This window comes from Paraburkholderia diazotrophica, from assembly GCF_038900755.1.
Classification (GTDB): Bacteria; Pseudomonadota; Gammaproteobacteria; order Burkholderiales; family Burkholderiaceae; genus Paraburkholderia; species Paraburkholderia diazotrophica_A.
Window position 1 is genome coordinate 432,526 of sequence record NZ_JBBPEN010000004.1, and the last position, 25,899, is coordinate 458,424.

The window sequence follows — 25,899 nt, forward strand, 5'->3', positions numbered from 1 at the left end:
CGTGAGTTGCGATTGCGCTCATGCGAGCATGTGTTCGTAGTTGCCGCCCATCACCTGGCCCACGGGCGTGCCGGAAAGAATTGCCTTGGCCATCGCGGCTTCCTTCGCGCCGATGATCTCGGCGGCTTCGAGCACGCGCTCGATATCGCCGGCGCGGATGAAGATCACGGCGCTGTTGTCGGCCACGACGTAATCGCCCGCTTCCACCCGAACGTCGCCGATCTGCACGGCCACATTCGTACCCTGCTCGACGACTCGGCCACGCGCCGTGCGCGCCGTGGTCGCGCGGCTGAACACGGGCAGTTCGTACGCGACGGCTTCGTCGATATCGCGCACCGGCCCGTCGGCGACCACGCCCGCGACGCCACGCACTTTCGCGGCCAGCGACAGCAGGCCGCCCCAGCAGCCCGCTTCGACGCCGCTGCGCTGCTCGACGACGATCACGTCGTCGTCGCCCGCCTGTTCGATCGCCGTGCAGCCGAGATGCACGGGCGGTCCGGGCGGCGGCTCGCCCGTACCGAGCTTCACAGTAATCACGCGGCCCGCGATGCGACCCGTGCCGGAGCGCTGCGGCAGTCCGCTCACGACGCCGGACAGCTTGAGTTTGTCGAGCGCATCCGACACGGCGCAGCAATCGAGCCGTCGCAGCCGCTGTACGTTTTGGTCAGCCATGGGGTTCTCCTCCATCTGTTTTGTAGCAGGCCAGATCACGCCAGCGTGCGCCACGCGGCAAAGCACAGCCCGGTGCCCGTCAGCGCGGGGCTGCGATAGCCCGGCGTGTATGACACCCATTCGAGGTCGAGCGCCTTCACCGCTTCGACGGCGATGATCCAGTTGCGTATCTCCGAGCTGCCTGCCTGAAGCTGCTTCGGATCGAGCGCGGCGAGCCATGCGCTGTCCTTGCGGCGAATCGCGTCGATGATGCCGTGGTCGAGTTCCTCATCCACCACGAAGTGCGAGAGCCCACCCGATGCGAGCACGCCCACGCGCAGGTCTTCCGGATAGGCGTCGATCAGTTCGCGCAGCGCGGCGCCGAGCTGAATGCAGCGGCGCGGCGTGGGCTGGTTCGGCGGATCGAAGGTGTTCACGATCACCGGGATGACGGGCAAATCGAGCCCTTGCAGATAGCGTCGATGAATGAACGAGAACGCATGGCCCTCGTACTGGCCGCGCTCGAGGCCGTCCATCGCGGCGATGTCGAAGTCGCGCTCGCACAGCTCGCGTATCATCCAGCGCGCCATCGCGGACTCGACGGGATAGTGCACGTCGCCATCGGGCTCCTGACGCATCGTGCGCGCGCGTGCGTACCAGCTGTCGTTCGGACTCGTTTCGCGCTTCGCGTTGCGGATCGTCTCGCCGTAGTAGATCGCGAACGTCGGGTTATTCGTGGTACGGAACAGCTCCGTCTGATCGTCGCCGACAACCATCAGCACGTCGAGCCTCGCGGCCCGGATGCGCTCGCGCAATTCGTCCATTGCCGCTTCGGCCTGATCGAAGCGTTCGCCCATGCGCTCCGGCGTGACCAGCGCGTCCGCGTCGGCGGGCGCGCGTTCGAGCAGGTCGCCGTAGGTGACGTGATTGCCCGCCTTGTCGAAGTAATGCGGGTTCTTCGGGTCCACCGCGCGAAAACCGTGCTGCCAGTCTTCGCGCTGCGACACCAGCATGATGCTGTGCGACGAGCCGAATGCGGCTACGAGGCGTGCCATTTCGTCTCCTTTCGTTGTGCGTTGTGCGTTGTATGTGTGTGTTGCGCCGCGTTCAGACGACGAACGCCGCGCGCCATTGTTCGATTTGCTGGTCCGCGTAGCCGAGTTCCCGCAGAATGGCTTGCGTATGCTCGCCCTGCTCGGGCGCAAGACGCGGCGACGCCGCGCGCGGATAGCGCGACAGCCGGAACGGCTGACCGACGAACGCGCCCTCTCCACGGCCCGGCAAATCGACGGGCCAGGCCATGCCGAGATGCTTGACCTGCGGGTCCTCGAAAACCTCGTCGATACGATGAATCGGGCCGCAAGGCACGCCTGCCTTGAGCAGGATGGCTGTCCATTCCTTCGTCGTGCGGGTCTTGAAGACTTCGCTGACCGCGCGATTCACGGCGTCGCGATTCGCCACGCGCGCGGGATCGGAGTCGAAGCCCGGCGCGCGCGCAAGATGATCGAGCCCGAGCGCATCGCACAAACGCGTCCACATCGTCTGGCCGATGGCGGCGAGATTGAGGTAGCCGTCCTGGGTCGCGAAGACACCTGTCGGTACGGTAAGCGGATGCTCGTTGCCCACCTGCTGCGGGACCTGCTTGTCGACGAGCCATTGCGCGGCCTGAAAGTCGAGCATCGCGATCTGTGCTTCGAGCAGCGAGGTCTGCACCCATTGGCCTTCGCCCGATGCTTCACGTTCGAGCAGTGCCGTCAGGATCGCCATTGCGCAGAAGTGCCCCGCGCACAGGTCCGCGATCGGAATGCCGACGCGCATCGGGCCTTCGCCTGGTTTGCCCGTCACGCTCATGAGGCCGCCCATGCCTTGCGCGATCGAGTCGAAGCCGGGCCAGCTCGCATACGGACCGTCCTGGCCGAAGCCCGAAATGCTCGCGTAGACCAGACGCGGATTGATCGCGCGCAGCGTATCGGGACCGATGCCGAGGCGGCCCTTGACGTCGGGCCGAAAGTTTTCGATGAACACATCGGCGCGGCGGACCAGATCGAAAAGAATCGCGCGGCCCGCGGGATCTTTCATGTTGAGCGTGAGGCTTTCCTTGTTGCGATGCAGGTTTTCATAGTCGGCGCGATTGTGGTCGCGCCCGCCGATCATGTCGTCGCCGCCCGGCGCACCGCGCGGAATCTCGAGCTTGATGACGCGCGCGCCCATATCGGCGAAAAGACGCATCGCGGTCGGACCCGCGCGCACACGCGACGCATCGATGATCGTAAAGCGCGACAGCGCGCCTTTGCGCTCGGCGGCAGCACGCTGGGAATCGCGTCGGGAATCGCGTTGGGAATCGCGTTGGGAATCGCGTTGGGAATCGCGTTGGGAATCGCGTTGGGAATCGCGTTGGGAATCGCGTTGGGAATCGCGTTGGGAATCGCGTTGGGAATCGTGCCGGGTATCGCGCGGTGCATCGTTGTATTCGGCGTTCATGAGCGCCCTCCCTCAGGCCGGAGTGAACATGGGAACGGGATAGCCGCCGTCGCTCGGCTTGAACACGACCCGCACGCGATGGCCGATCGCGAGCGTGGCCGGATCGCAATCGACGAGATTGGTCAGCATCGTCACGCCCTCGTCGAGGGTCACGTAGGCGAGCGTATAACGCGCTTCGTCCTTGCCCATCGTGCTGTACGAGTGGATTTCGCCCTTGCCCATCGATTCGACCCACGTGGTGTTCGCGCTCAGGCAGTGCGGGCAGATGTCGCGCGGGTAGTAGTGCGTCTCGCCGCAATCCGTGCAGCGCTTCACGAGCAGACGCCCTTCCTTTGCCGCTTCCCAGAACGGCAATGCCTCGGGCAGTGCGCGCGGCGCTGAAATGCGGCGCGGACCTGCGGGCTTCGCGGGCTTGTCCGGTGGCGGAGTGACAGCATGATTTGCGGCCAGGCTTGCAACCTGATTCGGCGCCGTGTTCGCGGTTTTATCCGCCGCTGTATTCTGATTAGTCATACTCATCGTCAAACCCGTTCCAAAATGAGCGTCGCGGCCGTATGACGCGACGCAAGCGCGCCGCCGATGCCGCTCGCGAGCGCGAGGTCGCAGTTCGGCACCTGCACGGCGGAATGCGCATCTCCGCGCAACTGGCGCACTGCCTCGATGACTTTAGTGACGCCGCCCCGGTTGGCGGGATGGTTGTTGCATAGTCCGCCGCCGTCGGTGTTGAACGGCAGTTTGCCGACGCCCGAAATCAGGCCGCCGTCCTGCACGAACCGACCGCCCTCGCCTTTCTTGCAGAAGCCAAGATCCTCGAGCTGCATCAGCACCGTAATCGTGAAGCTGTCGTATAGCGACGCGTACTTGATATCGCCCGGCGTGACGCCCGCCTCTGCGAACGCCGCCGCGCCCGACCACTTCGCGGCCGACCAGGTCAGATCGATCTTGCCGCCCGCCGCGTGCTTCGGCGCTTCGCCGCTGCCGCGCACCTTGACGAGCGGCCGCTTGAGCTGCTTCGCAATCTCGGGACGCGCGACGATTAGCGCGCCGCCGCCGTCGCTCATCACGCAGCAATCGAGACGATGCAGCGGATCCGCAACCATCGGCGAATTCACCACATCCTCGACGGTCACGACGTTGCGCAGCATCGCGTGCGGATTGTGCTGCGCGTGATGCGAAGCCGCGACCTTGATCCACGCGAGCTGTTCGCTCGTGGTCCCATATTCGTGCATGTGACGCTTCGCGACCATGCCGTACAGATTTTGCGTCGACGGGCCGAATGGAAGCTCGAACTGCACGTCGGGCGCGTCGGGGTCGGGCGCCTTCAGCGAGAGCGCAGCGCCCGCCGCGCGCGGACGTCCCGCGAGCGTGATCAGCGCGACGTTGCAGCGGCCCGCCGCAATCGCCTCGGCTGCGTGCGCCACATGCAGGATTGGCGCGGACCCGCCGCATTCCGTCGAATCGACGTGCCGCAGTTTCAGCCCGAGATATTCGGCAACAGTCGTGGTGCCGAGGCCCGGCGCATCGCCCGCGCAGAAATAGCCGTCGATATCGGCCTTCGTCAGGCCGGCATCGTCGAGCGCGCCCTTTGCGACATCGGCATGCAGGCGCGCGACGGAGAGATCATCGGCCTTGCGCGTCGGATGCTCGAATGCGCCGACGATATACGCTTGTCCGTTCAGGCTCATGCCGCCTCCTTCGCGAGACGCTGCGCTGTGAATCGGTTCAGATGCCAGCTTGCATCGCCGTAGGTCATGTTGATCGCGAACATCCGTTTCGCGTAGTGGCCCGCGCGGCACTCTTCCGTCATGCCCATCGCGCCGTGCAACTGGATCGCCCATTCGCCCGCGCTCTTGCAGGTCTCGCCGATGAAGGCCTTCACGGCCGACACGAACCGGCTGCGACGCGCCGCATCGTTTGCGTCGACAGCCATCGCGGCGGCGCACGCCATCGAGCGGGCCTGTTCGAGCGCGATCAGCATGTCGGCGATCCGATGTTGGAGCGCCTGAAACTTCGCGAGCGGTGCGCCGAATTGCGTGCGCGTCTTCAAATGCTCGGTCGTCAGTTCCAGCAGCGCCTCCAGCGCGCCGACGGATTCCGCGCACAACGCGGCGTTCGCGCGGTCGAGCGCCGCATCGATCAACGTGTGCGCCGCGCCCACGTCGCCGATCAGATCGGCCTTGCTCACGGCGACGTTCGTGAAACTCACGTGCGCGGCTTCACGCGCGTCGATGGTCGCGAAGCTGCGCAACGCAATCCCTTCCGCTTTCGCGTCGACGAGAAAGAGCGACAGGCCATGCGCGTCGCCGCGTTCGCCCGACGTGCGCACGGCGACCACGAACGCATCCGCGATCGCGCCATCGAACACGAGCGTCTTCGTGCCGTCGATGCGCCAGCCGTCGCCCGTTTCTTTCGCGCGCATCGCGAGGCGGGTGATGTCATAACGCGCGTCCGCTTCGCCGATCGCAACCGCGAGCACCTTCTCGCCCGCAGCGACGGTTTCCAGCCATTGCGCGCGCTGCTGCGCACTGCCAGCCGCGCCGATCAGCGCGGCAGCGGGCAGCCCGCTTGCGAGCCATCCTGCGCCGCCCAGCGCGCGGCCCAGTTGTTGCGCGACGAGCATCGTCTCGACCGCGCCGCAGCCGCTGCCGCCCTGCTCCGTATCGATGACGAGCCCGGTCACGCCGAGTTCGGCGAGCGCCTGGCGACGTCGCGCGGCGAGAGCCCGGTCTTCTGCATTGCCGCGCTGGTGCGCGGGATATTCGCCGTCGCAGAAGCGGCGTACCGCGTCCTGCAGCGCGACGTGATCTTCGGTGAGAGAAAAATCCATAGTGGTTCGTGTCCCGCTTCAGGCGTTGAAGAACGCGCGGCTGATGAGATTGCGCTGCACTTCGTTCGTGCCGCCGTAGATCGACAGCTTGCGTGCGTCGAAGTAATTGGTCGCGACGGCGATCAGCTCCTCGGGACTCGGCGGCTCGTGTCCTGCCTGATCGAGCAGTGCGGCTTCGTCGAATGGAATGCCGTCGGGCCCGGCGATCTCGGCGAGCAGCGCGTAGATCGCCTGACGCAATTCGGTGCCGCGCACCTTCAGCATCGACGCCTCGACGGCAGGCACGCGGCTCTGCTGATTCGCGCTCAACATGCGCAAGCCAGTGAATTCGAGCGCCATCAGTTCGATTTCGAGGCGGCTCACGCGCGATTCCAAAAGCGCGTCGCCGGCGAGTCCCTGCTGCTTCGCGAGCGTCTTGACGCGCGCGAGTTGCTGCTTGCACGAACCGACGCCCGCGATGCCCGTGCGTTCATGGCCGAGTAGATACTTGCCATACGACCAGCCCTTGTTGATCTCGCCGACGAGGTTCTCGACGGGGACGCGCACGTTGTCCAGATAGACCTCGTTGAGGTCGGTGCCGCCTTCGAGCATGCGGATCGGCCGCAACTCGACGCCCGGCGACTTCATGTCAATGAGCAGAAACGAAATGCCCTCCTGCGGCTTCGCATGCGGATCGGTGCGCACGAGCGCGAACATCATCTCGCACCAGTGCGCGTACGACGTCCACACCTTGTGACCGTTGACGACGAAGTGATCGCCGTCTTTGTTCTTCGTCAGCACCGCCGTGGTCCGCACGCTCGCGAGGTCCGAGCCCGCGCCCGGCTCCGAGAAGCCCTGCGCCCACCAGGTCTCGCTGCGGCGGATCGCGGGCAGGTAGCGCTCTTTCTGCTCGGGTGTGCCGAACGCATGCAGCACGGGACCGAGCATGTTGATGCCGCTCGCGATGATGCGCGGCGCGCCGCCCACCAGCGTTTCTTCATCGAAGATGTAGCGTTGCAGCGGTGTCCAGCCCGGGCCGCCCGCCTCTTTCGGCCATGACGGCGTGATCCAGCCGCGCTCATGGAGCCGCGTGTACCACTCGACATAGTCGGCGCGCTCCAGCCGCAAGCCCAGCTCGACCTTGCGCTTGAGCTCGGGCGACAGGTTCTGCCTGACGAACTCGCGCACTTCGGTGCGAAACGCCTCGTCCTCTGCGGAAAATTCCAGTCTCATGGGTTCATTGTCCTTATGACGAGTGCGCGCCATCGCGCGCGCCGCACACGACAAGCGCATCGAGCGCGAGCACGCGATCGGGATACGCGACGAGCGGGTTCACGTCGATTTCGGTGATCTGTGGATTCGCGCGCATCTGCGCGCCGATCGCGGCCACCGCCTTTGCGATAGCCGTCACGTCGACGCCGGCCGCGCCGCGCACGCCGTCGAGCAGCGCCGAGGCCTTCAGGCGCCGCAACTCGGTGACGATGTCGGCTTCGGCCATGTCGGCGGCAATCAGGCGCACGTCCTTGAGCGCTTCGATCCAGATGCCGCCAAGGCCGACGAGCACGACGGGGCCCCACTCCGGGTCGCGCTTCGCGCCGACGACGAGTTCGAGGCCACGCGGCCCCATCGCCTCGACGAGCGCGCCGTCGAGTTGCAAATCAGGCCGATGCGACGCGACGCTCGTATGCAGCAGGTCCCATCCGGTGCGCAGCGCGTTCGCATCCGCGAGTCCGACGATCACGCCGCCCACATCGCTCTTGTGCGGCAGCTCGCTCGCCTGAGCCTTGAGCACAATGGGATAACCGATTTCATCAGCGATCCTGAGCGCTTCGTTGAGCGTCGTCGCGAGGCGCCCCGGCGGGACGGGCAGACCAGCGGCGGCGAGCCACTGCTTGCCCTGATACTCGGCGAAGATGCCGTTGGCGGGCACTGGACCGGGCAGCGCAATCGCTTCGGGCTGCGCGGTCGATGCGCGACTCGCGCGCTGCAACGATTCGCCGTATGCGGCGACGCGCGCGCAGGCCCGCAGCGCGCGATCCGGCGAGCGGAAGAACGGCACGCCGCTCGCGGCAATCGCCTCGACGAAGAACGGCTCGAGTGCATTGTTGTCGCCCATCACGGCGAGCACGGCCGGCTTGGTCGCGCGCGCGAGCGCGGGCACGAGGTGATCGGCCTTGTCGCGCTGCGCGATCGGCGGGCCGCCCATGATCGACAGCACGAGGCTGCCGACGTTGGGATCGGCGAGCATCGTGTCGATGAGTTCGCCGATCAGCCCCGGATTGCGCACGCCGATCGTCGTGTAGTCGAGCGGATTGTCGGCCACCGCGAAGTCGGGCAGCAGCGCGGTCAGTTTCTGGAGTGTCGGTGCCGTCAGCGGCGGCAGCGTCAGGCCGATGTCGTCCGCGAAGTCGAGCGTGATGTTCTTCACCGCGCCCGATGCCGTCATCACGGCCGTGCCCGCTGCGGGCGGCACGGGGAAACGCGCGAGGATCGTCGTCGTATCGAACAGTTCGTCCAGCGAATCGACCACCACCACGCCTTCGCGCGCGAGCAGGACGCTCGCCGTCGCGTGATCGCCCGCCAGCGCGCCCGTATGCGACTGCGCCGCTTCGCGCGCCCGCGCGCTCTTGCCGGGCATCAGCATCACGATCGGCTTGCCGGCCGTGCGCGCTTCGCGCGCCAGTGCGAGGAAGGTCTGCGGGCGGCGCACCTGCTCGGCGTAGACGGCAATCGCGCTCGTCTGCGGATCGGCGATGAACCACGCGAGGTAGTCCTCGATGCCGAGCACGGCTTCGTTGCCCGTCGAAACCGCTGCCGTGATCGGTTGCCCGCGGCCCATGAACGCATCGCGCAGATTTGCGGCCATCGCGCCGCTTTGCGCGACCACGCCGACGCCCTTGCGCCCCGAGCACGGATACGGCGCGATCGCCTCGAAGGTGACGGGCACGCCCGCCTCGAAGTTCGTGAAGCCCATGCAGTTCGGGCCGACCAGCAGCATGCCCGTGGCGTCGGCGGCTTGCGTGAGCGCCTGCTGTCTGGCGCGGCCTTCGTCGCCTGCTTCCGCGTAGCCCGACGCGAAGATCACCGCTGCGCCTGTGCGCCGCGCGCCGAGCGTGCGCACGGCGTCGAGCACGCCCGCTTCCGGAATGGCGAGCACGGCGAGATCGATGCCTTCGGGCAGCGCATCGACGCTTTCCACGCACGCGCGGCCGTTGATTTCCTTGCTGCTGCGCGAAACCAGATGAATCTCGCCCACATAGCCGAAACGCTCGAGGTTCTGCAGCACGAAATTGCCGAACGCGCGAGGGTCGGCGGACGCGCCGACGATCGCTATCGAGCGCGGCTTGAGCACGCGTTCGACAGGCAATACGCCAGCCGCATCGGAGAGTGACTTGTTCATCAGGTCATGCCTCTTCTTGATGGAGACCCCGGACTTCGCACACCAGGATCAGTTCAGATGCTGACCATTCTGGCATACACAAAACCCGTTCTCAATACACCAGAGGCATTTTTCTTATGCTGGTGTTTTCCCCTATCTTCGCAGTGAAATTCCTTGAGCGAATCGCCAACTACTTGATTTGACGTCGATTTTTAGCCTCGCCCGAGAGAATTCAGACAGCCCAACGCAGGCATAAGTCAAATACCTTCTTGAATGCCACGCAAACGTGTTGGTATATTCTACGCATTCGAACATCATCATGGCCGTCATGAAATCCGTAGCCGACCCTTCCGTCGAGCATGAAAGAGCAACGCACGAACCGCAGCCGGCCGCGCCGCGCACGCGGGCCAATCTCGCGAACGACATTCGCGAGGCGCTGCAGGCCGAGATCGAGACGGGCCTGCTCGCGCCCGGCACGCCGATCGACGAGCGCGCGCTTGCGGCACGCTTCAACGTATCCCGCACGCCCGTGCGCGAGGCGCTTCAGCATCTCGCTGCGCGCGAACTCGTCGTGATCTCGCCGCGCCAGGGCATTGCCGTCGCGCGGCTGTCGATCGCACAGGTGCGCTCGATGCTCGAATACATCGGCGAACTGGAGGCGCTGTGCGCGCGCTTCTGCGCAAGGCGCGCGAGCGATGCGCAGCGCGAAGCACTCGACCGCGCGCTGATGGCCTGCCAGCAGGCCGCCGTCGAAGGCGATGCGAGCGAGTACGCGCGCGCCAACGCGGCGTTCCACGACGCGATCTACGAAGGCAGCCGCAACGAGTGCCTTGCAGGGCAGATTCGCGCGGCGCGGCGTCAGTCGGAGCGCTATCGCGTGGCGGATCTGAGCAACCGACGCCAGATCAGCCGCTCGCTACAGGAGCACTTCGAGATCGCCCGCGCGATCCAGGCCGGCGACGAGGCGAAAGCCGCCGACGTGATGCGGCGCCACGTGCCCGCCGGCACGACCGGCTTCTCGGAGTTTCTCGCCGCCGTGCCGCGCCATTTTTTCGACTTCGGCGCGGAGTAGCAGGCCGGGCCGTCCACAACACATTAACGGAGACAACATGCCCCGCTCGATCGATGTCCCCGGTCTCGCGCACAACGCGCCGATTCCCGTCGGCGCGCGCGTGGCCAACGTGCTGTGCTCGTCGGCGATCGCCGGCAAGGACCCGGCGACGGGCAAGCTGGCCGCCCATCCCGCCGACCAGGCACGGCTCGCGTTCGACAACCTCCGGCGCTTTCTCGACGCGGGCGGCGCGACGCCCGCCGACGTCGTGAAGGTCACCGTCTATGTGAAAGACGACTCCGTGCGCGAGCACATCAACGCGCACTGGTTCGCGCTCTGGCCGGACCCGGCGCAGCGCCCCGCGCGCCATATCGTCGTTCACGGTCTGCAGCACGGCATGGCGCTGCAACTCGAAATCCTCGCCGTCGCGTCCTGAGCGCCCGGCGGTTCCTTCCAACGCAACGCATCCGCTTACCACAGAGGTTCCAACGTGATCATCGATTCCCACGCCCATGTCGTCATGCCGCCCGAGAGCTTCCGCTACATGGCCGAGCTGATCGGCGGGCGCGCCAATCCGTCGACGAAACCCAACGTGCCGGACGCCTCCGTGCGCAAGGTGGCCGAAGAACTCGTGCGCGGCATGGACGCCGTCGGCACCGACGTGCAGTTCATCTCGCCGCGTCCTTACTTGCAGATGCATTCCGTCAAGCCCGCGCGCGTGACCGAGCTCTGGTCGCGCCACTGCAACGATCTGGTTGCGCGCTTCGTCGAGATGTTTCCGGACCGCTTTCGCGGCGTAGCGGGCCTGCCGCAGTTCATGAACGAATCGCCCGCCGTGCGCGCCGTCGCGGAACTGCAGCGCTGCGTGAAGGAACTGGGCTTCGTCGGCTGCCTGCTGAACCCGGACCCGACCGAATCCGAAGGGCCGACGCCGCCGGGTCTCGGCGATCCGTTCTGGTATCCGCTCTACGACGCGATGACGGCGCTCGACGTCCCTGCGCTTGTCCACTCGGCAGGAAGTTGCAGCCCGCGCGAGTCGTACACGCTCAAGTTCATCAACGAGGAAAACATCGCGGTCATTTCGCTGCTGGAGTCGGATGTGTTCGAGAAGTATCCGGGCCTGAAGATCGTGGTCGGCCACGGCGGCGGCGCGATTCCATACCAGATGGGCCGCTTTCGTGCGTGGGCGGTGCGCCGCAACCATCCGCAGAGCTTCGACGAGCAGTTGCGCAAGCTCTACTTCGACACCTGCAACTACTCGAAGGAATCGATCGAATTGCTGCTCAAGGTGGCGGGCACGGACAACGTGCTGTTCGGCACCGAAAAGCCGGGCACGGGCAGCGCGCGCGATCCTCTGTCGGGCCGCGATTTCGACGACATGAAGCCGGTGATCGACAGCATCGAATGGCTCACCGACGAGCAGCGGCGGAACGTGTTCGAGTGCAACTGCGCGCGCGTCTATCCGCGTGCATTCCGCCATTACCAGGAGGCCTGATCATGGCGATGACCGTCGAAGAGAATGACCTGCTCACGCGCGTCGAACGCGGCGCGCCGATGGGCGAGATGATCCGTCAGCATTACTGGATTCCCGCCGTGCCGTCGGCGAGGCTCGAAGCGGACGGCGCGCCCGTGCTCGTGCGCCTGCTCGGCTCGGACTACGTGGCGTTTCGCACGACGGATGGCCGCGCGGGACTGATCGACGAGCGCTGCCCGCATCGCAAGACATCGATGATGATGGCGCGCAACGAGCACAACGGCCTGCGCTGCATCTTCCACGGCTGGAAGGTGGACGTCGAGGGCAACGTCGTCGAAGCGCCGAACCAGGTCGGCGATCAGGCGCAGTTTTGCAAGCGCGTGAAGACGAGCCAGTACGGCGTCGAGGAACGCGGCGGCATCGTCTGGGTGTGGCTCGGCAAGGGCGATACGCCGCCGCGCTTTCCCGACCTGCCCTTTACGCATCTGCCCGCCGACCAGCGCTCGGTGACGAGCGTCGAGGTGCCGACCAACTGGGTGCAGGGCGTGGAGGCGTCGATGGATTCGTCGCACGTCGGCGTGCTCCACGAATCGACCACGCAGATCACGGCGGGCGGCGGCAACGAGCGCATGCACATGACGAAGGCGCTCGCGCCGCGTCTGGAATTCGAGGAGCGGCCGTACGGCTATCGCTACGCGGCGTTGCGCGATCTCCCCGACGACAAGGTCTATGCGCGCGTCAACAACTTCGTGATGCCGTGGTACGGCATCATCTGCGCGCCGGATGCGAACGGGCCGAGCACAGTGTTCTTCTCGACGCCCGTCGATGACGTCACGCATCGCGCGTGGTTCGTGCACTTCAACCCGACGCGCAAGCTCGGCATGACCGTGATGTCCGCGACGCCGGACGTCTGGAATTTTCCGCCGCTGCCTCCCGGCACGCGCGAAACGGCTTTCGGCCAGAACCGCGATCTCATGAAGCGCGGACACGCGACGGGCTTTCATCAGCATCTCGGCACGGAAGACTTCGCGATGTTCCTCGGCCAAGGTCCGATTGCGGACCGCACGAACGAGCAGCTGTGCTCCGCCGACGGCGCCGTGCTGCGCGTGCGCGCGCTGCTGCTCAAGTCGGCGCGCGAGTTCATCGCGGGCAAGACGCCGACGCTCGCCGACAACCCCGAGCTCGACTACTCGCGCGCGATCTCGGTCGGCGGCGTGCTGCCGGCGGGCACGGACTGGCGCGTGCTCGCCGAAACCGCTTAACCCGGAATGACTTCGACGCTGGAATGACTCCGATGCTCGCCCCTATGTTGCTCACGCTGCGCGTCGCCGCGATCGACGCGGCCACTCCGCTGATCAAGACGTTCACGCTCGAAGCCGCGGACGGTGCGTTGCTGCCCGGCTTCGAGCCGGGCGCGCACCTGCAGGTCGAAATTCCGTCCGCGACGGGCGGCGCGCCGCAATGGCGCTCGTACTCGCTGATCCACACGGACACGGGCGCCCATCCGCGCGACGGCGTGCGCGCGTACCGGCTCGGCGTCCGGCGCGAGGACGAAGGCCGCGGCGGCTCGCGCCACATGCACGCGCTCGAAGCGGGCGCGATGGTCAACGTGCGCGCGCCCGTCAATCACTTTCCGCTCGCCGCGCCGCCGCGCGTGCTGCTGATCGCGGGCGGCATCGGCATCACGCCGATCGTCTCGATGGCAGCCGCGCTCGTCGCGCAGCAACGCGATTTCGAATTGCATTTCAGCGGCCGCACACGCGACGCGTTGCCGTTCGTCGACGAGTTGCGCGCGCTCGCGGGTGAACGGCTCGTGCTGCACGCCGACGACGATCCCGCGACGCGCCTGTCCGTCGACGCGCTGCTCGGCGACGCGCAGGTGAATCAGCCGATCTACGTATGCGGGCCGGCCGGCATGATCGACGCGGTGCTCGACGCGGCGCGCAAGCGTGGCTGGCACGAGTGCGACCTGCACTACGAGCTGTTTACGGAAGCGGCGCCGCAGGAAGGCGACGCCGCTTTCGAAGTCGAGCTGCGCTCGTCGGGCGAGCGGCTCACGGTGCCCGCCGACAAGTCGCTGCTGGACACCCTCATCGAACACGGCGCGGACGTCATGTACGACTGCCGCTCGGGCTACTGCGGTTTGTGCTCGACACGCGTGTGCAGCGGCGACATCGAGCACCGGGACACGTATCTGTCCGACGCGGACAAGGCGGGCGGCGAGGTCATGCAAGTCTGCGTATCGCGCTGCAAGGGCGGCCGCCTCGTGCTCGACATCTAGGGTCTGTTTGCATATGAAACTTACATGCGAACGCCCGATCCGGGCTGGGCAAGAAGGAAGGAGTGCCGTTTGGCCCCGCCAGACAAGCGACGATCGACGCCGGCATGCGGCCCGGATCGGACGTTCCCCACAATTGAATTCAGATCAGGGTTGCCCCCGCGAAGGGCCGCCCGCCGCGTCGTGCTCCTTGCAAATATGTCCCGCAGGAAATCCCCTTGGGGGACGTCGAGTATTTGCTGCGTCGCGATCCTTGCGGCCGGCCCTTCGCGGCGGCAACGCATGCACGTTTCATATGCAAACAGCCCCTCATTCAACGGAACTCCCATGAGCGAAACCCTCGTTACCTACGAACTCGATGGCCCGGTCGCCCTGATCGGCCTCAACCGCCCCGACAAGCGCAACGCGATCAACGAAGACCTGATCGCGCAGCTGCGCGAAGCCGTCGTGCGCGCCGGCGAAGAGGCGGATGTCGGCGTGCTGTTCGGGCACGGCGGCAACTTCAGCGCGGGCCTCGACCTGCGCGAGGCACTTGCGCGCGCCACCGGCCAGAGCGCGCCGCCGCGCAAGCGCCGCCGCCACTCGTGGCATGAAGTATTCGACATCATCGCGCGCGGCCCGATTCCGTTCGTCGCGGCATTGCACGGCGCGGTGGTCGGCGGCGGGCTCGAGCTTGCGACGGCCGCGCATGTGCGCGTCGGCGACGAATCGGCGTTCTTCGGGCTGCCCGAAGGCCAGCGCGGCATCTTCGTGGGCGGCGGCGGCACTGTGCGCATCCAGCGCGTGATCGGCTACAGCCTGATGGCGGACCTGATGCTCACGGGACGTCTGCTGTCCGCCGAAGAAGGCCTGCGCGAGCACGTCATCACGTATCTGACGCCCGCTGGCGCCGCGCTCGGCAAGGCGAAAGAACTGGCCGCGAAGATCGCGCAGAACGCGCCCGACACCAACTGGCGCATCACGAACCTGCTGCCGCGCGTGAACGATCTGTCGCACGAGGACGGTCTCTTCCTCGAATACATGAGCTCGAACATGGCGCGCTCGCCGGAGTCTGCGAAACGCCTGCAGGAATTCGTCGATGGCAAGGCAAAGCCGCTCGGGCGTCCCGATTCTCACAAGACCACGGCGTGAGCCGCGATGAGGCGCAACGAACGATGAACAAGGCAAACGAACTGAATCCGCAGGAAGCCGCCGCGCGTGAAGCGGCGCTCGCGCACGTGAAGGCAGCGGAACAAGCCGCCGCGCAGATTCCCGTCGGCGATGCCGCGCCGCGTCCGATCGCGCAAGCCGCCGTGATCGGCGCGGGCACGATGGGCGGCGGCATCGCGATGGCGCTCGCCGCTGCGGGCATCCCCGTCACGCTTATCGATGCCAGCGACGAAGGCCTCGCGCGCGGCCTCGCCCGCATCCGCGACAACTACGACGGCAGTGTGAAGCGCGGCAAGCTCGACGCCGCCGTGCGCGATGAGCGCATCGCGCGCATCGCGGGCTCGCTCGCGATCGCGGACGTAAAGAACGCCGATATCGTGATCGAAGCGGTATTCGAGGATCTCACGCTCAAGCAGGACATCTTCCGCGAACTCGACCATCACGCGAAGGCGGGCGCCGTGCTCGCGACCAACACCTCCGGTCTCGACATCGACGAGATCGCCGCCGTCACGCAGCGCCCCGCCGACGTGGTCGGCGCGCACTTCTTCAGCCCCGCGCACGTGATGCGCCTGCTCGAAGTGGTACGCGCGACGCATACCGCCGACGACGTCATCGCCACGCTGATGGATCTCGGGCGCCGGATGGGCAAGGTATCGGTGCTGGCGCGCATCTATCCGGGCTTCATCGGCAATGCGCTCTTTCGCAACTACAACCGCGAAGCGCATTTTCTCGTCGAGGACGGCGCGCAGCCGCATGAAGTGGACGCGGCGCTCAAGGACTTCGGCTACGCAATGGGTATCTTCGCCGTGCACGACATGGCGGGTAACGACGTGGGCTATCAGACGCGCAAGGCGCAAATGGCGACGCGGCCAACCGACCGTCGCTGGAACGATCTGATCATGAAGCTTGTGGAGATGGGCCGCCTCGGACAGAAGAGCGGCAAGGGCTGGTACCGCTATGAGCCGGGCAGCCGCGAGCCGCTGCGCGATGCGGAACTCGAGCGCTTCATCGTCGAGGAATCGGGCCGCCTCGGCATTGCGCGGCGCCCGATTTCCGCCGACGAGATCGTCAAGCGCTGCGTGTACGGCATGATCAACGAAGGCGCAAAGCTGCTGGAACACGGCATCGCCTTGCGCGCGAGCGACATCGACGTGGTCTATGTGACGGGCTACGGCTTTCCTGCGCATCGCGGCGGCCCGATGTACTACGCGGACCAGATCGGCGTTGCCAACGTCTATCGCGACGTCAAGCGCTTCTACGACGAATATGGCTACTGGTGGAAGCCAGCGCCGCTGCTCGAAAAGCTCGCGGCGAGCAATGGGCGCTTCGCCGATCTTTGATCGTTAGTCGCCGGGTGTCTGAATCAGGCAGGATGCGGGGCTGTGTGCCCCGCTTTTCATGTGCGCTTTTCATGCGCGCGTTTAACATGCGCTTTCCACATCGTCACGCGCACCTGTTGCCTCCAGCGCGGAGTCGGCGCTGCGCTTACTGCTGCCGTTACTCGTCGCCGTGCGCGTCGTCTTCGGCATCGGCTCCCGCTGCCGCCGCTTCGCGCGGCATGCCCGGCGGCGCGTCATTGAAGAACTCGGCCGGCAACGTCGCGAGAAATTCGGAAAAGCCCGCGTCGCCACCCGGCGAATGCTGCGCCATCACTTCTTCTGCCGTCACCTCGTCGCCCGAGAGCAAGGCCTGCGCAAGCCGCTTGTGATCCGCAATGACTTTCTCGCGCCGGCTGGGCGCGAGGAACAGCTTGGGCCGGTAGCGCGAGACCAGGCGGCGAATCGAACGGATCTGGTCGGCCAGATAGTCGTTATGGCAAGCCTGGCAGATCACTTCGTGAAATTCCGCGTTGGCGCGCGCGAAACGGCGCGCGTCGCTCTGGTCCAGCGCTTCGACGCCCTCGTCGATCGCGCGCTGCAGTTCGACCCGCTGCGCGTCGTTCATGCGCCGCGCGGCCAGTCGCGCCGACACGGATTCGAGTTCATGCAGCAGTTCGAGCATGTCGCGCAACTGCGGGATGGTCATCTTCGTGACGAACACCCCCTGGCGCGGCACGATCTGCACGTACTGCTGCGCGGCAAGCTGCTGCAACGCCTCGCGAATCGGCGTGCGGGACACGTTGAAGCGCGCGGCCAGCGCGCGCTCGTCGAGCGCCGCACCGGGGACAAGCTCGCCTCGCTCGATTTCCGATTCGAGGAGCGCCTTGATTTCGACCGAACGGCTCAGTTTGGGAGGCTGACTCATTGAATGACAGACAGTGGGTTCTGGAAGGCCTTCACTGGCGGCGAAAGCCAGCGAAGGCGTTTGAAATTCATATGATACCTTCAGGTATACCAAAAGCCCGACTTTGTGTCACATGCTTTGTCTCGATCAAAGGAAAACGCCCCTGCCCCGGCTCTTGCGGCCGGGCGCAGGGGCGTCACGCCGGCGCGGCAGAATCAGAAGAGATGGCGGATGCCGAGCTGCGCGGCTACCTGGTTGGACGTGGTGGAAGCGAGATTGCCGAACAGCGAGCCGCCCGGGCCTGGCACCGAGTACGGCGTCGAGACCAGGAAGTTGTCGGCGAACTTCTGGCCGGCGAACGCGTGCTGCCAGACGCCGAACAGATACACATCGGTGCGCTTCGAGAGGCGGTAGTCGATGCCGGCCGTGTACAGGTCGTACTTGCCGAGCTTGTGCTGATCGACGTAAGTAAAGCCGCCGCCGACCGTGAGAAAAGGCGAGAACCTGTAGCTCGTGCCCACCTCGTACGCGCCGACCGTGACCACGCCTCGCGGGGTCTGCGAAGCATTCGTGTACGTGTACACGCCATTGATCGACCACGCGTCGGTCACGTTCACCATGCCGCCGACTGCGACCGTATAGATCGATTTCGCGTTCAGCGCGACCTGCGCCATCGTCCCGACGCCGCGTGCCGCGTTGCCGCCATCCGTCTTCGTGAAGGTGGCGGCCATCGAATAAGGCGCGTTGAACGAGCCCGTCGGACTGAACTTCATGCCCGCGCTGATCACGCGCGGGTTGCCCGTCGGCGTGCCCGCAAAGCCGTTCGGGATATTCGTGAAGCCGTACATCACACCCGCGCCGAAGCCGTGCCAGTTCGGCGTTTCGTAGCGCACCATGTTGCTGACCGGCTCGCCCGCAAGACGGTCGATGTCGTACGCGCCGTGAAACGCGTATGAAGGCGCGAACTGCGCGACGTTCGTGTAGTAGGACACGTAGTCGTAGATGAAATCGTAGTCATAGCCGGCGAGCAAGGTGCCGAACGTGTCGCTCGAAATGCCGACATAGGCCCGGCGTCCGAACAGCGCGCCGCCGTGGCTCGCCGTGCCCGTGTTCAGCGAAAAGCCGTTCTCCAGCGTAAAGATCGCTTTCAGGCCGCCGCCGAGATCTTCGGTGCCTTTCAGGCCCCAGCGCGATGCCTGGTTGATGCCGTCATCGAGTTTCCACAGCGAATGGCCGCCTGCGTTGCTCACATAGGTGATGCCATTGTCGATGATCCCGTACAGCGTCACGCTGCTCTGCGCGTGCGCCGATCCTGCCAATGCGGCTGCCAGCGCGCTCACCACTAACTTCTTCTTCACTTGACGATCTCCTCCATGTATTGCGGGCTACACCGCCCGCTTTATTGCCGCGTTGGTGCCATCGGCTGCTGCCGGCTTCGAACTGCTGTTGCGAGACAGGTGACGCGAGGCAAGGAAGTAATGCACGGACGACCACACGAGCGCGATGCTGACGGCGAGCATCGCGTAGCGCACGCCGTCAGCCGATGCGTGATGGCAGGCGTCCGCGAACGGCCCCTGAACCGCCGCAGCGGTCCCATGTGCGCCATGTGCGCCGCCCGACGCGCAGACGAGGTTGAACTGGCCCTGCGTGAAAAGACGTGCTGCGACACGGTCGCTGAGCAGGCCGACGGTGGCCGGCCCGAGTCCCTGGCCGACCAGATTCATGACAAGGAATACGCAAGCCGATGCCGTGGCACGCATGCGCGGCTCGACGATGCTGTGCACGACCGCGAAGGTCGGGCCGTTCCACATGCTCAGCATCACCGTGGCGACGAAGATCAGCGCCACCGCGACGGGCCACTGCCCCAACGTGAAGGCGCTCGCGACGAGCGGGAAACCGATCGCCGTGCCGAGCGCGGGTATCCACGCATACCAGCGGCGGTTCTTCGCCCCCGCCCAGTCGGCGGCCACGCCGCCCAGCGTGTTGCCGAGAATGCCGCCCACGCCGATCACGAGGCCGAAGATCAGGCCCGCCTGCGCATAGCCGAGTCCGAAGACGCGCGTCAGATAGACGGGGATGAACAGGTTGATCCCGTACTGCCCGAACGCGCCGATCACGGTGCCGAGCAGCATCTGCACGAACGCGCGGCTCCCGAACAGGACGGCGAGCACTTCGCGCAGCGATGGGACATCGGCGGCCAGTTGCGCGCTGCCCTCTTCTGCGCCGCCGCGCCGCGGCTCGCGCAGCGTGAGCCAGGCGAGCAGGCCGAATACGAGTCCCGGCAGGCCGACCACGTAGAACACGGGACGCCAGCCGATGTGCTGCACCATCCAGCCGCCGCCGAGCGCGCCGACGAGCACGCCGAGCGGCGGGCCCAGCGCGTAGATCGACAGCGCGCTTGCACGGCGGCGCGCGCCGAACTGGTCGGAGATCAGCGAATGCGCGGTGGGCGTGCTGCCCGCCTCGCCGATGCCGACGCCGAGCCGGTAGATCAGCAGTTGCCAGTACGCGCCCGCCGTGCCGCACAGCGTCGTCATCACCGACCACGCGCCGATCGACAGCGCGATCAGCACGACGCGATTGAAGCGCTCCGCGAGACGCGCAATCGGCAGACCGAGCAGCGAATAGAAAATCGAAAACGCCAATCCGTTCAGCAAGCCGAGCTGCAGATCGCTGAGGTTCATTTCGACCTTCATCGCCTGCCCGACGACGGCGACGATGATCCGGTCGATGAAGCTCGATGCGTAGATCAGGACCAGTACCAGCAAAAACCAGCGGCGATACCAGCCGGCTGCCGGCTTGGCGTCCACGTTCTGGGCTGTCAGTTCCTTCATTCGTGGTGTCTCCGGGATGAGCTTCGAGTAGCGAACGATTCGCTATTTGTATGCCACGAAGCGCGTTGTGGAATTTTTTAATGATTCTCTAGCATAATTTTGGGGCGTGCAAGGACAACGCATGGCAAACGCATCATCGTTTTCACCTAAGCGAACTGGCACGGGAAATCAGGCGGGATTCGGTGAACGAAACAACGCCGCGATGACGCCGGTCGCGCACAAAAGGCCGCGTGAATAGCGTTTGCGAGTGGGAGGCGGGAGGCGGGAACGGCAGCAGCGAAAAGGTCTCGCAGCATGTCTCTTGTACAGACACGTGCATGCGCTTCAGTGCGGCCGCGTTGCGTGAGCGGTGAGCGCGAGCGCCGTCCTGCACGCGCAGAACGGGCGATGTGTGGCCGGAGGCTGAACGACCTCCGGCGAGTTGATGGTTGCTATGGTCGCGTTTGCGTCGTCGCTTGTTGCTGCTTGTTTTGCCGCGTATTGCCGTAGCAGCAGAAGTCAATGCAACGCCTGTTCTGCGCCCAACGCTACGTCTCGTGCGTCAGTGCTGAAGGAAGTCCAGCACCATGCGATTGAACTTCTCCGCATGTTCCCACTGCACCCAATGGCCGCAGCGGTTGAAGACATGAAACTCTGCGTTCTGCAGACCCCAGACCAGACGCAGCCCGACATCGAACGGGACGAAGCGATCGTCGCGGCCCCAGATGATGAGCGTCGGCGCCGCAATTTCGCCGAGACGCGGACCGTAGTCGGTGAACTGCTTCGGATTGGCAGCGAGGCTCCTGACCCAGTTATCGAGGTGGTCGCGCCGGGCCAGGATATTGGCAAGCCGGGTATTCATCAGGTCTTCGGTCAGCGAGCTCGGGTCGTACACGAACACGTCGAGCATGCGCTTGAGGTTCTCCAGCGTCGGTTCGCGATAGACCAGGTTCAGCAGCTTGATGCCTTCCGTCGGCATGGGCACGAACTGGCTCGGCCCGCCTGTGCCGCCGCCCATCAGGATCAGCTTGCCGACGCGCTCCGGATACGACAGCGCAAACGCAACGGCGCTATGTCCGCCCATCGAGTTGCCGACGATATGCACGCGCCCGATCCCGAGCACGTCGAGCACGCACTTCAGGACGCGCCCGTTCAGATCCGAACGCGAGCCTGTATTGAGCACCGTGTCGCTTTTGCCGAAACCGGGGCAGTCCAGCAGGATCACGCGATAGCCGGCCGCCACGAACGGCTCGACGTTGCCGCTGAAGTTTGCCCAGCCGCTCGCGCCCGGACCCGAGCCGTGCAGCATCACGACGGTTTCCTTGCCCTCGCCGATGTCGTTGTAGTGCAGACGCAGCTCCGTGCCGTCTTCCATCACGCTCACGAACTTGCTGGTCGCGGCTTCGCTTTGTACTTGCGTCGTAGTCATATCGGATTCCTTCGATTCAGAATGATTCGGTACTCACAGCGCGAGACGCAACGAGCATCTCGCGCGGAAACTTCGCGACGACCACGAGCGCGCCGAACGCCGCGATCGCGATCAACGGAATGCTCGCGGTAACGAGCATCGACGGGCTTTGTCCGATCGCGAACAGTTGCCCTGCGATCAGCGGACCGACGATCGAGCCCAGACGTCCCACGGCGACGGCGGCGCCCACCCCCGTGCCGCGTACCTGCGTCGGATACGCGTGGCCGGCGAGCGCATACAGCACCGACTGTCCGCCGACGAGGAAAAGCCCGGCGAGCAGCCCGCCGCATGCCATCGACACGCTGCCCGCCGCCCCCGCGAGCGCCGCCAGCGCAGCCGCGATGCCGACGTACATGCCCATCACGGTCGGCTTCTTGCCGATGCGGTCCATCAGCCCCGCGATCACGATTGCGCCGATGCCGCCGCCGATGTTGAACATCATCTGCACGACACCCGCCTGGACTCGCGTGAGGCCACGAGCGATCACCATCGACGGCAGCCAGTTGATCAGGAAGTACAGCACGATCAGCGTGCCGAGATAGCTGATCCACAGCGCGAACGTCGTGCTCGCGCGGCCCTCTTTCCACAGCGCCTGCGCGACGCTCGACGACGCCGCGCGATTCGCATTCTGGCCGAGCGCGACGAAGTGCGTCGACTCCTTCATGAAGCACGCGAGCAGCGGCAACGTCAGCAACGGCCCGACGCCACCGGCATAGAAGATGTGCCGCCAGCTATCGTCGCCGGGACTGACGATGCCGATCACGGCCGCGAGCGCCGCGCCGAACGGCATGCCGCAGTACATCGCGCCGACGGCCGAGCTGCGATGATCGGGATGCGCTGCTTCGGCGCACAGCGCGATCAGATTCGGCATCGCCGCGCCGAGCCCCAGGCCTGTGAGAAAGCGCGCGGCAAGCAGGCTGTCCAGGTCCCAGACTTGCGTCGTCGCAATCGAAAAAACGCCGAACAGCGCAACCGACAGCATCAACACGCGCTTGCGCCCGATACGATCCGCGAGCCTTCCGCCGATGGCCGCGCCCGGCAGCAGCCCGAGCGCGCCGATGCTGAACGCCCAGCCAAGCTGCGCGACGGCGAGATGGAATTCGCGCGCCATGCGCGGCGCGGCAATGCCCGTCGATTGCAGGTCGAGCCCTTCCAGCAGCGCGACCGCGAGGCAGAGGCCGATCGTGAGCGCGCCGCTCGCGCGCGTGGTCAGATTCGTTGACGCTTTCATCCATGTCTCCAATGTGTGTCGAGCGGCGTTCGTGGTGACGCCTTGCTTCGCAGCGTTCGCGTGAAAAAAGCGCTCAGGGTTGGGCTTCGGGTTCGCGCTTCTTCAGATCGAGCGCGACGTCGACGATCATGTCCTCCTGGCCGCCGACCATGCGACGCTTGCCCAGTTCGACGAGAATGTCGACGGTCTTCAGCCCATACTTTTTTGCGGCGATTTCAGAGTGGCGCAGGAAGCTCGAATAGACGCCCGCATAGCCGAGCGCGAGCGTTTCGCGATCCACGCGCACAGGACGGTCCTGCAACGGACGCACGATATCGTCGGCGGCATCCATCAGCGTGTAAAGATCGGTGCCGTGGTTCCAGCCAAGACGCTCGGCCGCCGCGATGAACACTTCGAGTGGCGCGTTGCCCGCGCCCGCGCCCATGCCCGCGAGACTCGCATCGATGCGGTCGCATCCTTCCTCGACGGCGACGATCGAATTCGCGACGCCCAGGCTCAGGTTGTGATGCGCGTGCATACCCGTTTGTGTCTCCGGTTGCAGCGCACCCTTGATCGCGCGAAAACGGTCGCGCACGTCGCTCATGTTCAGTGCGCCGCCCGAATCGACCACATACACGCAGTTCGCGCCGTAGCTTTCCATCTTCTTCGCTTCGATCGCAAGATTCTCCGGCGTGGTCATGTGGCTCATCATCAGGAAGCCGACGGTATCCATGCCGAGTTCGCGCGCGTATTCGATGTGCTGCTTCGAGATGTCGGCTTCCGTGCAGTGCGTCGCGATGCGCACGACGCGCGCGCCGGCGTCATACGCGGCCTTCAGATCGTGAATCGTGCCGATGCCGGGCAGCAGCAGCGTCGCGATCCGTGCGTGCTTCACGACATCGGCGACGGCCTCGATCCATTCGAGGTCGCTGTGCGCGCCAAAGCCGTAGTTGAAGCTCGATCCTTGCAGGCCGTCGCCGTGCGAGACCTCGATGCTGTCGACCTTCGCATCGTCCAGCGCGCGAGCGATCCGCTGCACGTCCTCGATCGAATACTGATGACGGATCGCGTGCATGCCGTCGCGCAGCGTCACGTCGGAGATATAGAGTTTCTTGCTCATGCGTAGGTGGTCCTCACGCTTCTGCATTCACGAGCGCGGCGGAACTCATCGCCATGCGCTCGGCCGTCGCGAGCGCGGCGGAAGTCATGATGTCGAGATTGCCCGCATAGGCGGGGAGGTAATGCGCGGCGCCTTCCACTTCGATGAAGATCGACGTCTTCAGGCCGCTGAAACGTCCAAGGCCCGGAAGGTTGAGCGGCGCATCGGCGGGAATGTCGTCGAACTGCACTTTCTGCTTCAGGCGATAGCCCGGCACATACGCGTTCACGGCAGCCGCCATCTGCTCGACGGACGCTTCGATCCGCGCGCAGTCCGCCGCATCCGACAGCACGTAGACGGTGTCGCGCATCATCAGCGGCGGCTCGGCGGGATTCAGCACGATGATCGCCTTGCCCTTGCCCGCGCCGCCCACAGCTTCGATCGCCTTCGAGGTGGTCTCCGTGAACTCGTCGATATTCGCGCGCGTGCCCGGCCCCGCCGACTTGCTGCTGATCGATGCGACGATTTCCGCGTAATGCACCTTCGCGACGCGTGATACAGCCGCGACCATCGGAATCGTCGCCTGGCCGCCGCACGTGACCATGTTCACGTTCGGCGCATCGAGATGCGCGTCGAGATTGACGACGGGCACGCAGTACGGACCGATCGCGGCGGGCGTCAGATCGATCATGCGGATGCCGGGCTTCAGCTTGCGCAGGAACGCATCGTTTTTCACGTGCGCGCCCGCCGATGTCGCGTCGAACACGAAGTCGATCTCGTCGAAAACGGGCAGCCGCGCCAGCCCTTCGACGCCTTCATGCGTGGTCGCGACGCCCAGGCGCGCGGCGCGCGCGAGGCCATCGGATGCGGGATCGATGCCGACCATCGCCGCCATCTCGAGATGCTTCGCATGACGCATGATCTTGATCATCAGGTCCGTGCCGATGTTGCCCGAGCCGATGATCGCGGCCTTGCGTCTGGATTTGTCGATTGCCATCTGGGTCTCCGTATGAATCAGGCGAACGCGGCGCGCACGCTGCCGAGTCCTTCGATCTGCACTGTGTACGTGCCCGGCTGCCTCACGGCCACCATGGGCCCGAGCGCGCCCGTGAGCACGACGTCGCCCGCGCGCAGCGGCGTGCCGAGTTGCACCAGGCGGTCCGCGAGCCACGCCGCCGCGTTGAGCGGATTGCCGAGACACGCCGAGCCGTTGCCGCGCGACAGCACTTCGCCGTCTTGCGCAAGCGTCATCGCGCAGGCCGTCAAGTCGACGTCGCGCAACGGCACAGGCCGGCTGCCGAGCACGAAAAGCGCACTCGATGCGTTGTCCGCGACGGTATCGACGAAGCGGATGTCCCAGTTCTGCACGCGGCTGTCGACCACTTCGATCGCGGCGAGCGCATAAGCCGTCGCGCCGATCAGGTCCGCGAACGTGTGCCTGTCCGCCGTCAGATCGCGTTCGAGCACAAGCGCGATTTCCGCTTCCACTTTCGGCTGGATGAGCGTCGAGAGCGGCATCGGCTGGTTATCGCCGTAAGCCATCGACGCGAACAGCGTGCCGAAGTCCGGCTGACCGACGCCCAGCTGCTGTTGCACGGCCAGCGACGTCAGCCCGATCTTTCTGCCGACGATGCGCTCGCCGTTCGCGCAACGCAGATCGACATTCGCTTGCTGGACTGCATACGCGAACGCGGCATCGTCGGCTGCGATTTCGGTGCGCACGGGCGCGACGGGCTGGCGCGAAGCTTCCGCTTCACGCAAACGCGCAGCGATCGACTGAGCAGCTTGTTGATTCACCATGAAAAGTCTCCTGTTGT

23 protein-coding genes are annotated in these 25,899 nt (G+C 65.6%); 7 read left to right on the forward strand and 16 right to left on the reverse strand.

The window, feature by feature from the left end:
* Positions 1–18 precede the first annotated feature (18 nt).
* Genes AABE10_RS15910 through AABE10_RS15945 form a run of 8 tightly spaced genes read right to left on the reverse strand, consistent with a single transcriptional unit; the run spans position 19 to position 9,338 of the window.
* Positions 19–672: an RraA family protein gene (locus tag AABE10_RS15910; RefSeq protein WP_342934225.1), complete on the reverse strand. Its 654-nt coding sequence runs from the start codon at positions 670–672 to the stop codon at positions 19–21.
* Positions 673–707: 35 nt separating this feature from the next.
* On the reverse strand, positions 708–1,706 hold the full coding sequence (locus AABE10_RS15915; RefSeq protein WP_342934226.1) for a protocatechuate 3,4-dioxygenase: 999 nt from the start codon (positions 1,704–1,706) through the stop codon (positions 708–710).
* Positions 1,707–1,758: 52 nt separating this feature from the next.
* Positions 1,759–3,132, reverse strand: coding sequence for a CaiB/BaiF CoA transferase family protein (locus AABE10_RS15920; RefSeq protein WP_342934227.1), 1,374 nt, complete (start codon positions 3,130–3,132; stop codon positions 1,759–1,761).
* Between the two features lie 12 nt (positions 3,133–3,144).
* Positions 3,145–3,645, reverse strand: coding sequence for a Zn-ribbon domain-containing OB-fold protein (locus tag AABE10_RS15925; protein WP_342934228.1), 501 nt, complete (start codon positions 3,643–3,645; stop codon positions 3,145–3,147).
* Positions 3,646–3,653: 8 nt separating this feature from the next.
* A complete protein-coding gene (locus AABE10_RS15930; protein ID WP_342934229.1) occupies positions 3,654–4,817 on the reverse strand; it encodes a thiolase domain-containing protein in 1,164 nt (387 codons plus the stop codon).
* Positions 4,814–5,959: an acyl-CoA dehydrogenase family protein gene (locus tag AABE10_RS15935; protein WP_342934230.1), complete on the reverse strand. Its 1,146-nt coding sequence runs from the start codon at positions 5,957–5,959 to the stop codon at positions 4,814–4,816. Before AABE10_RS15935 ends, AABE10_RS15930 begins: the two co-directional genes overlap by 4 nt.
* 18 nt (positions 5,960–5,977) lie before the next feature.
* Positions 5,978–7,171, reverse strand: a complete 1,194-nt coding sequence (locus AABE10_RS15940; RefSeq protein ID WP_342934231.1) for an acyl-CoA dehydrogenase family protein — start codon at positions 7,169–7,171, stop codon at positions 5,978–5,980.
* Positions 7,172–7,184: 13 nt separating this feature from the next.
* The gene (locus AABE10_RS15945) at positions 7,185–9,338 is read right to left on the reverse strand and encodes an acetate--CoA ligase family protein (protein WP_342934232.1); all 2,154 of its coding nucleotides are present in this window, start codon (positions 9,336–9,338) and stop codon (positions 7,185–7,187) included.
* 307 nt (positions 9,339–9,645) lie between these two features.
* On the opposite strand from AABE10_RS15945, the gene AABE10_RS15950 reads away from it, so the two are divergent.
* From AABE10_RS15950 to AABE10_RS15980, 7 genes are all read left to right on the forward strand, one after another.
* Positions 9,646–10,389, forward strand: coding sequence for a GntR family transcriptional regulator (locus AABE10_RS15950; RefSeq protein ID WP_342934233.1), 744 nt, complete (start codon positions 9,646–9,648; stop codon positions 10,387–10,389).
* Positions 10,390–10,426: 37 nt separating this feature from the next.
* A complete protein-coding gene (locus AABE10_RS15955; protein WP_342934234.1) occupies positions 10,427–10,804 on the forward strand; it encodes a RidA family protein in 378 nt (125 codons plus the stop codon).
* A 54-nt stretch (positions 10,805–10,858) separates the two neighbouring features.
* Complete coding sequence (locus AABE10_RS15960; protein ID WP_342934235.1) at positions 10,859–11,863, forward strand: amidohydrolase family protein; 1,005 nt, start codon at positions 10,859–10,861, stop codon at positions 11,861–11,863.
* 2 nt (positions 11,864–11,865) lie between these two features.
* On the forward strand, positions 11,866–13,104 hold the full coding sequence (locus AABE10_RS15965) for an aromatic ring-hydroxylating dioxygenase subunit alpha (RefSeq protein WP_342934236.1): 1,239 nt from the start codon (positions 11,866–11,868) through the stop codon (positions 13,102–13,104).
* Between the two features lie 32 nt (positions 13,105–13,136).
* A complete protein-coding gene (locus tag AABE10_RS15970; protein WP_342934237.1) occupies positions 13,137–14,123 on the forward strand; it encodes a PDR/VanB family oxidoreductase in 987 nt (328 codons plus the stop codon).
* 324 nt (positions 14,124–14,447) lie between these two features.
* Positions 14,448–15,251, forward strand: a complete 804-nt coding sequence (locus tag AABE10_RS15975; RefSeq protein WP_342934238.1) for a crotonase/enoyl-CoA hydratase family protein — start codon at positions 14,448–14,450, stop codon at positions 15,249–15,251.
* Between the two features lie 23 nt (positions 15,252–15,274).
* Positions 15,275–16,609, forward strand: coding sequence for a 3-hydroxyacyl-CoA dehydrogenase (locus AABE10_RS15980; RefSeq protein ID WP_342934239.1), 1,335 nt, complete (start codon positions 15,275–15,277; stop codon positions 16,607–16,609).
* 157 nt (positions 16,610–16,766) lie between these two features.
* On the opposite strand, the gene AABE10_RS15985 is transcribed toward AABE10_RS15980, so the two are convergent.
* From AABE10_RS15985 to mhpD, 8 genes are all read right to left on the reverse strand, one after another.
* Positions 16,767–17,513 (reverse strand): GntR family transcriptional regulator, encoded by a 747-nt coding sequence (locus tag AABE10_RS15985; RefSeq protein ID WP_342934240.1) that lies wholly within the window; start codon positions 17,511–17,513, stop codon positions 16,767–16,769.
* 194 nt (positions 17,514–17,707) lie between these two features.
* Complete coding sequence (locus AABE10_RS15990; RefSeq protein WP_342934241.1) at positions 17,708–18,850, reverse strand: porin; 1,143 nt, start codon at positions 18,848–18,850, stop codon at positions 17,708–17,710.
* A 27-nt stretch (positions 18,851–18,877) separates the two neighbouring features.
* Positions 18,878–20,326 (reverse strand): MFS transporter, encoded by a 1,449-nt coding sequence (locus tag AABE10_RS15995; protein ID WP_342934242.1) that lies wholly within the window; start codon positions 20,324–20,326, stop codon positions 18,878–18,880.
* A gap of 541 nt (positions 20,327–20,867) precedes the next feature.
* The gene (locus tag AABE10_RS16000) at positions 20,868–21,734 is read right to left on the reverse strand and encodes an alpha/beta fold hydrolase (RefSeq protein ID WP_342934243.1); all 867 of its coding nucleotides are present in this window, start codon (positions 21,732–21,734) and stop codon (positions 20,868–20,870) included.
* Between the two features lie 16 nt (positions 21,735–21,750).
* Positions 21,751–23,004 carry a 3-(3-hydroxy-phenyl)propionate transporter MhpT gene (mhpT, locus tag AABE10_RS16005; protein ID WP_342934244.1) on the reverse strand — a complete coding sequence of 418 codons (1,254 nt, stop codon included), beginning with the start codon at positions 23,002–23,004 and terminating at the stop codon, positions 21,751–21,753.
* 73 nt (positions 23,005–23,077) lie between these two features.
* The gene (dmpG, locus tag AABE10_RS16010; protein WP_342934245.1) at positions 23,078–24,103 is read right to left on the reverse strand and encodes a 4-hydroxy-2-oxovalerate aldolase; all 1,026 of its coding nucleotides are present in this window, start codon (positions 24,101–24,103) and stop codon (positions 23,078–23,080) included.
* A gap of 13 nt (positions 24,104–24,116) precedes the next feature.
* Complete coding sequence (locus AABE10_RS16015) at positions 24,117–25,079, reverse strand: acetaldehyde dehydrogenase (acetylating) (protein ID WP_342934246.1); 963 nt, start codon at positions 25,077–25,079, stop codon at positions 24,117–24,119.
* A gap of 17 nt (positions 25,080–25,096) precedes the next feature.
* Entirely contained in the window at positions 25,097–25,882 is a 786-nt protein-coding gene (gene mhpD, locus AABE10_RS16020; protein ID WP_342934247.1) for a 2-keto-4-pentenoate hydratase, read from the reverse strand.
* Positions 25,883–25,899 lie beyond the last annotated feature (17 nt).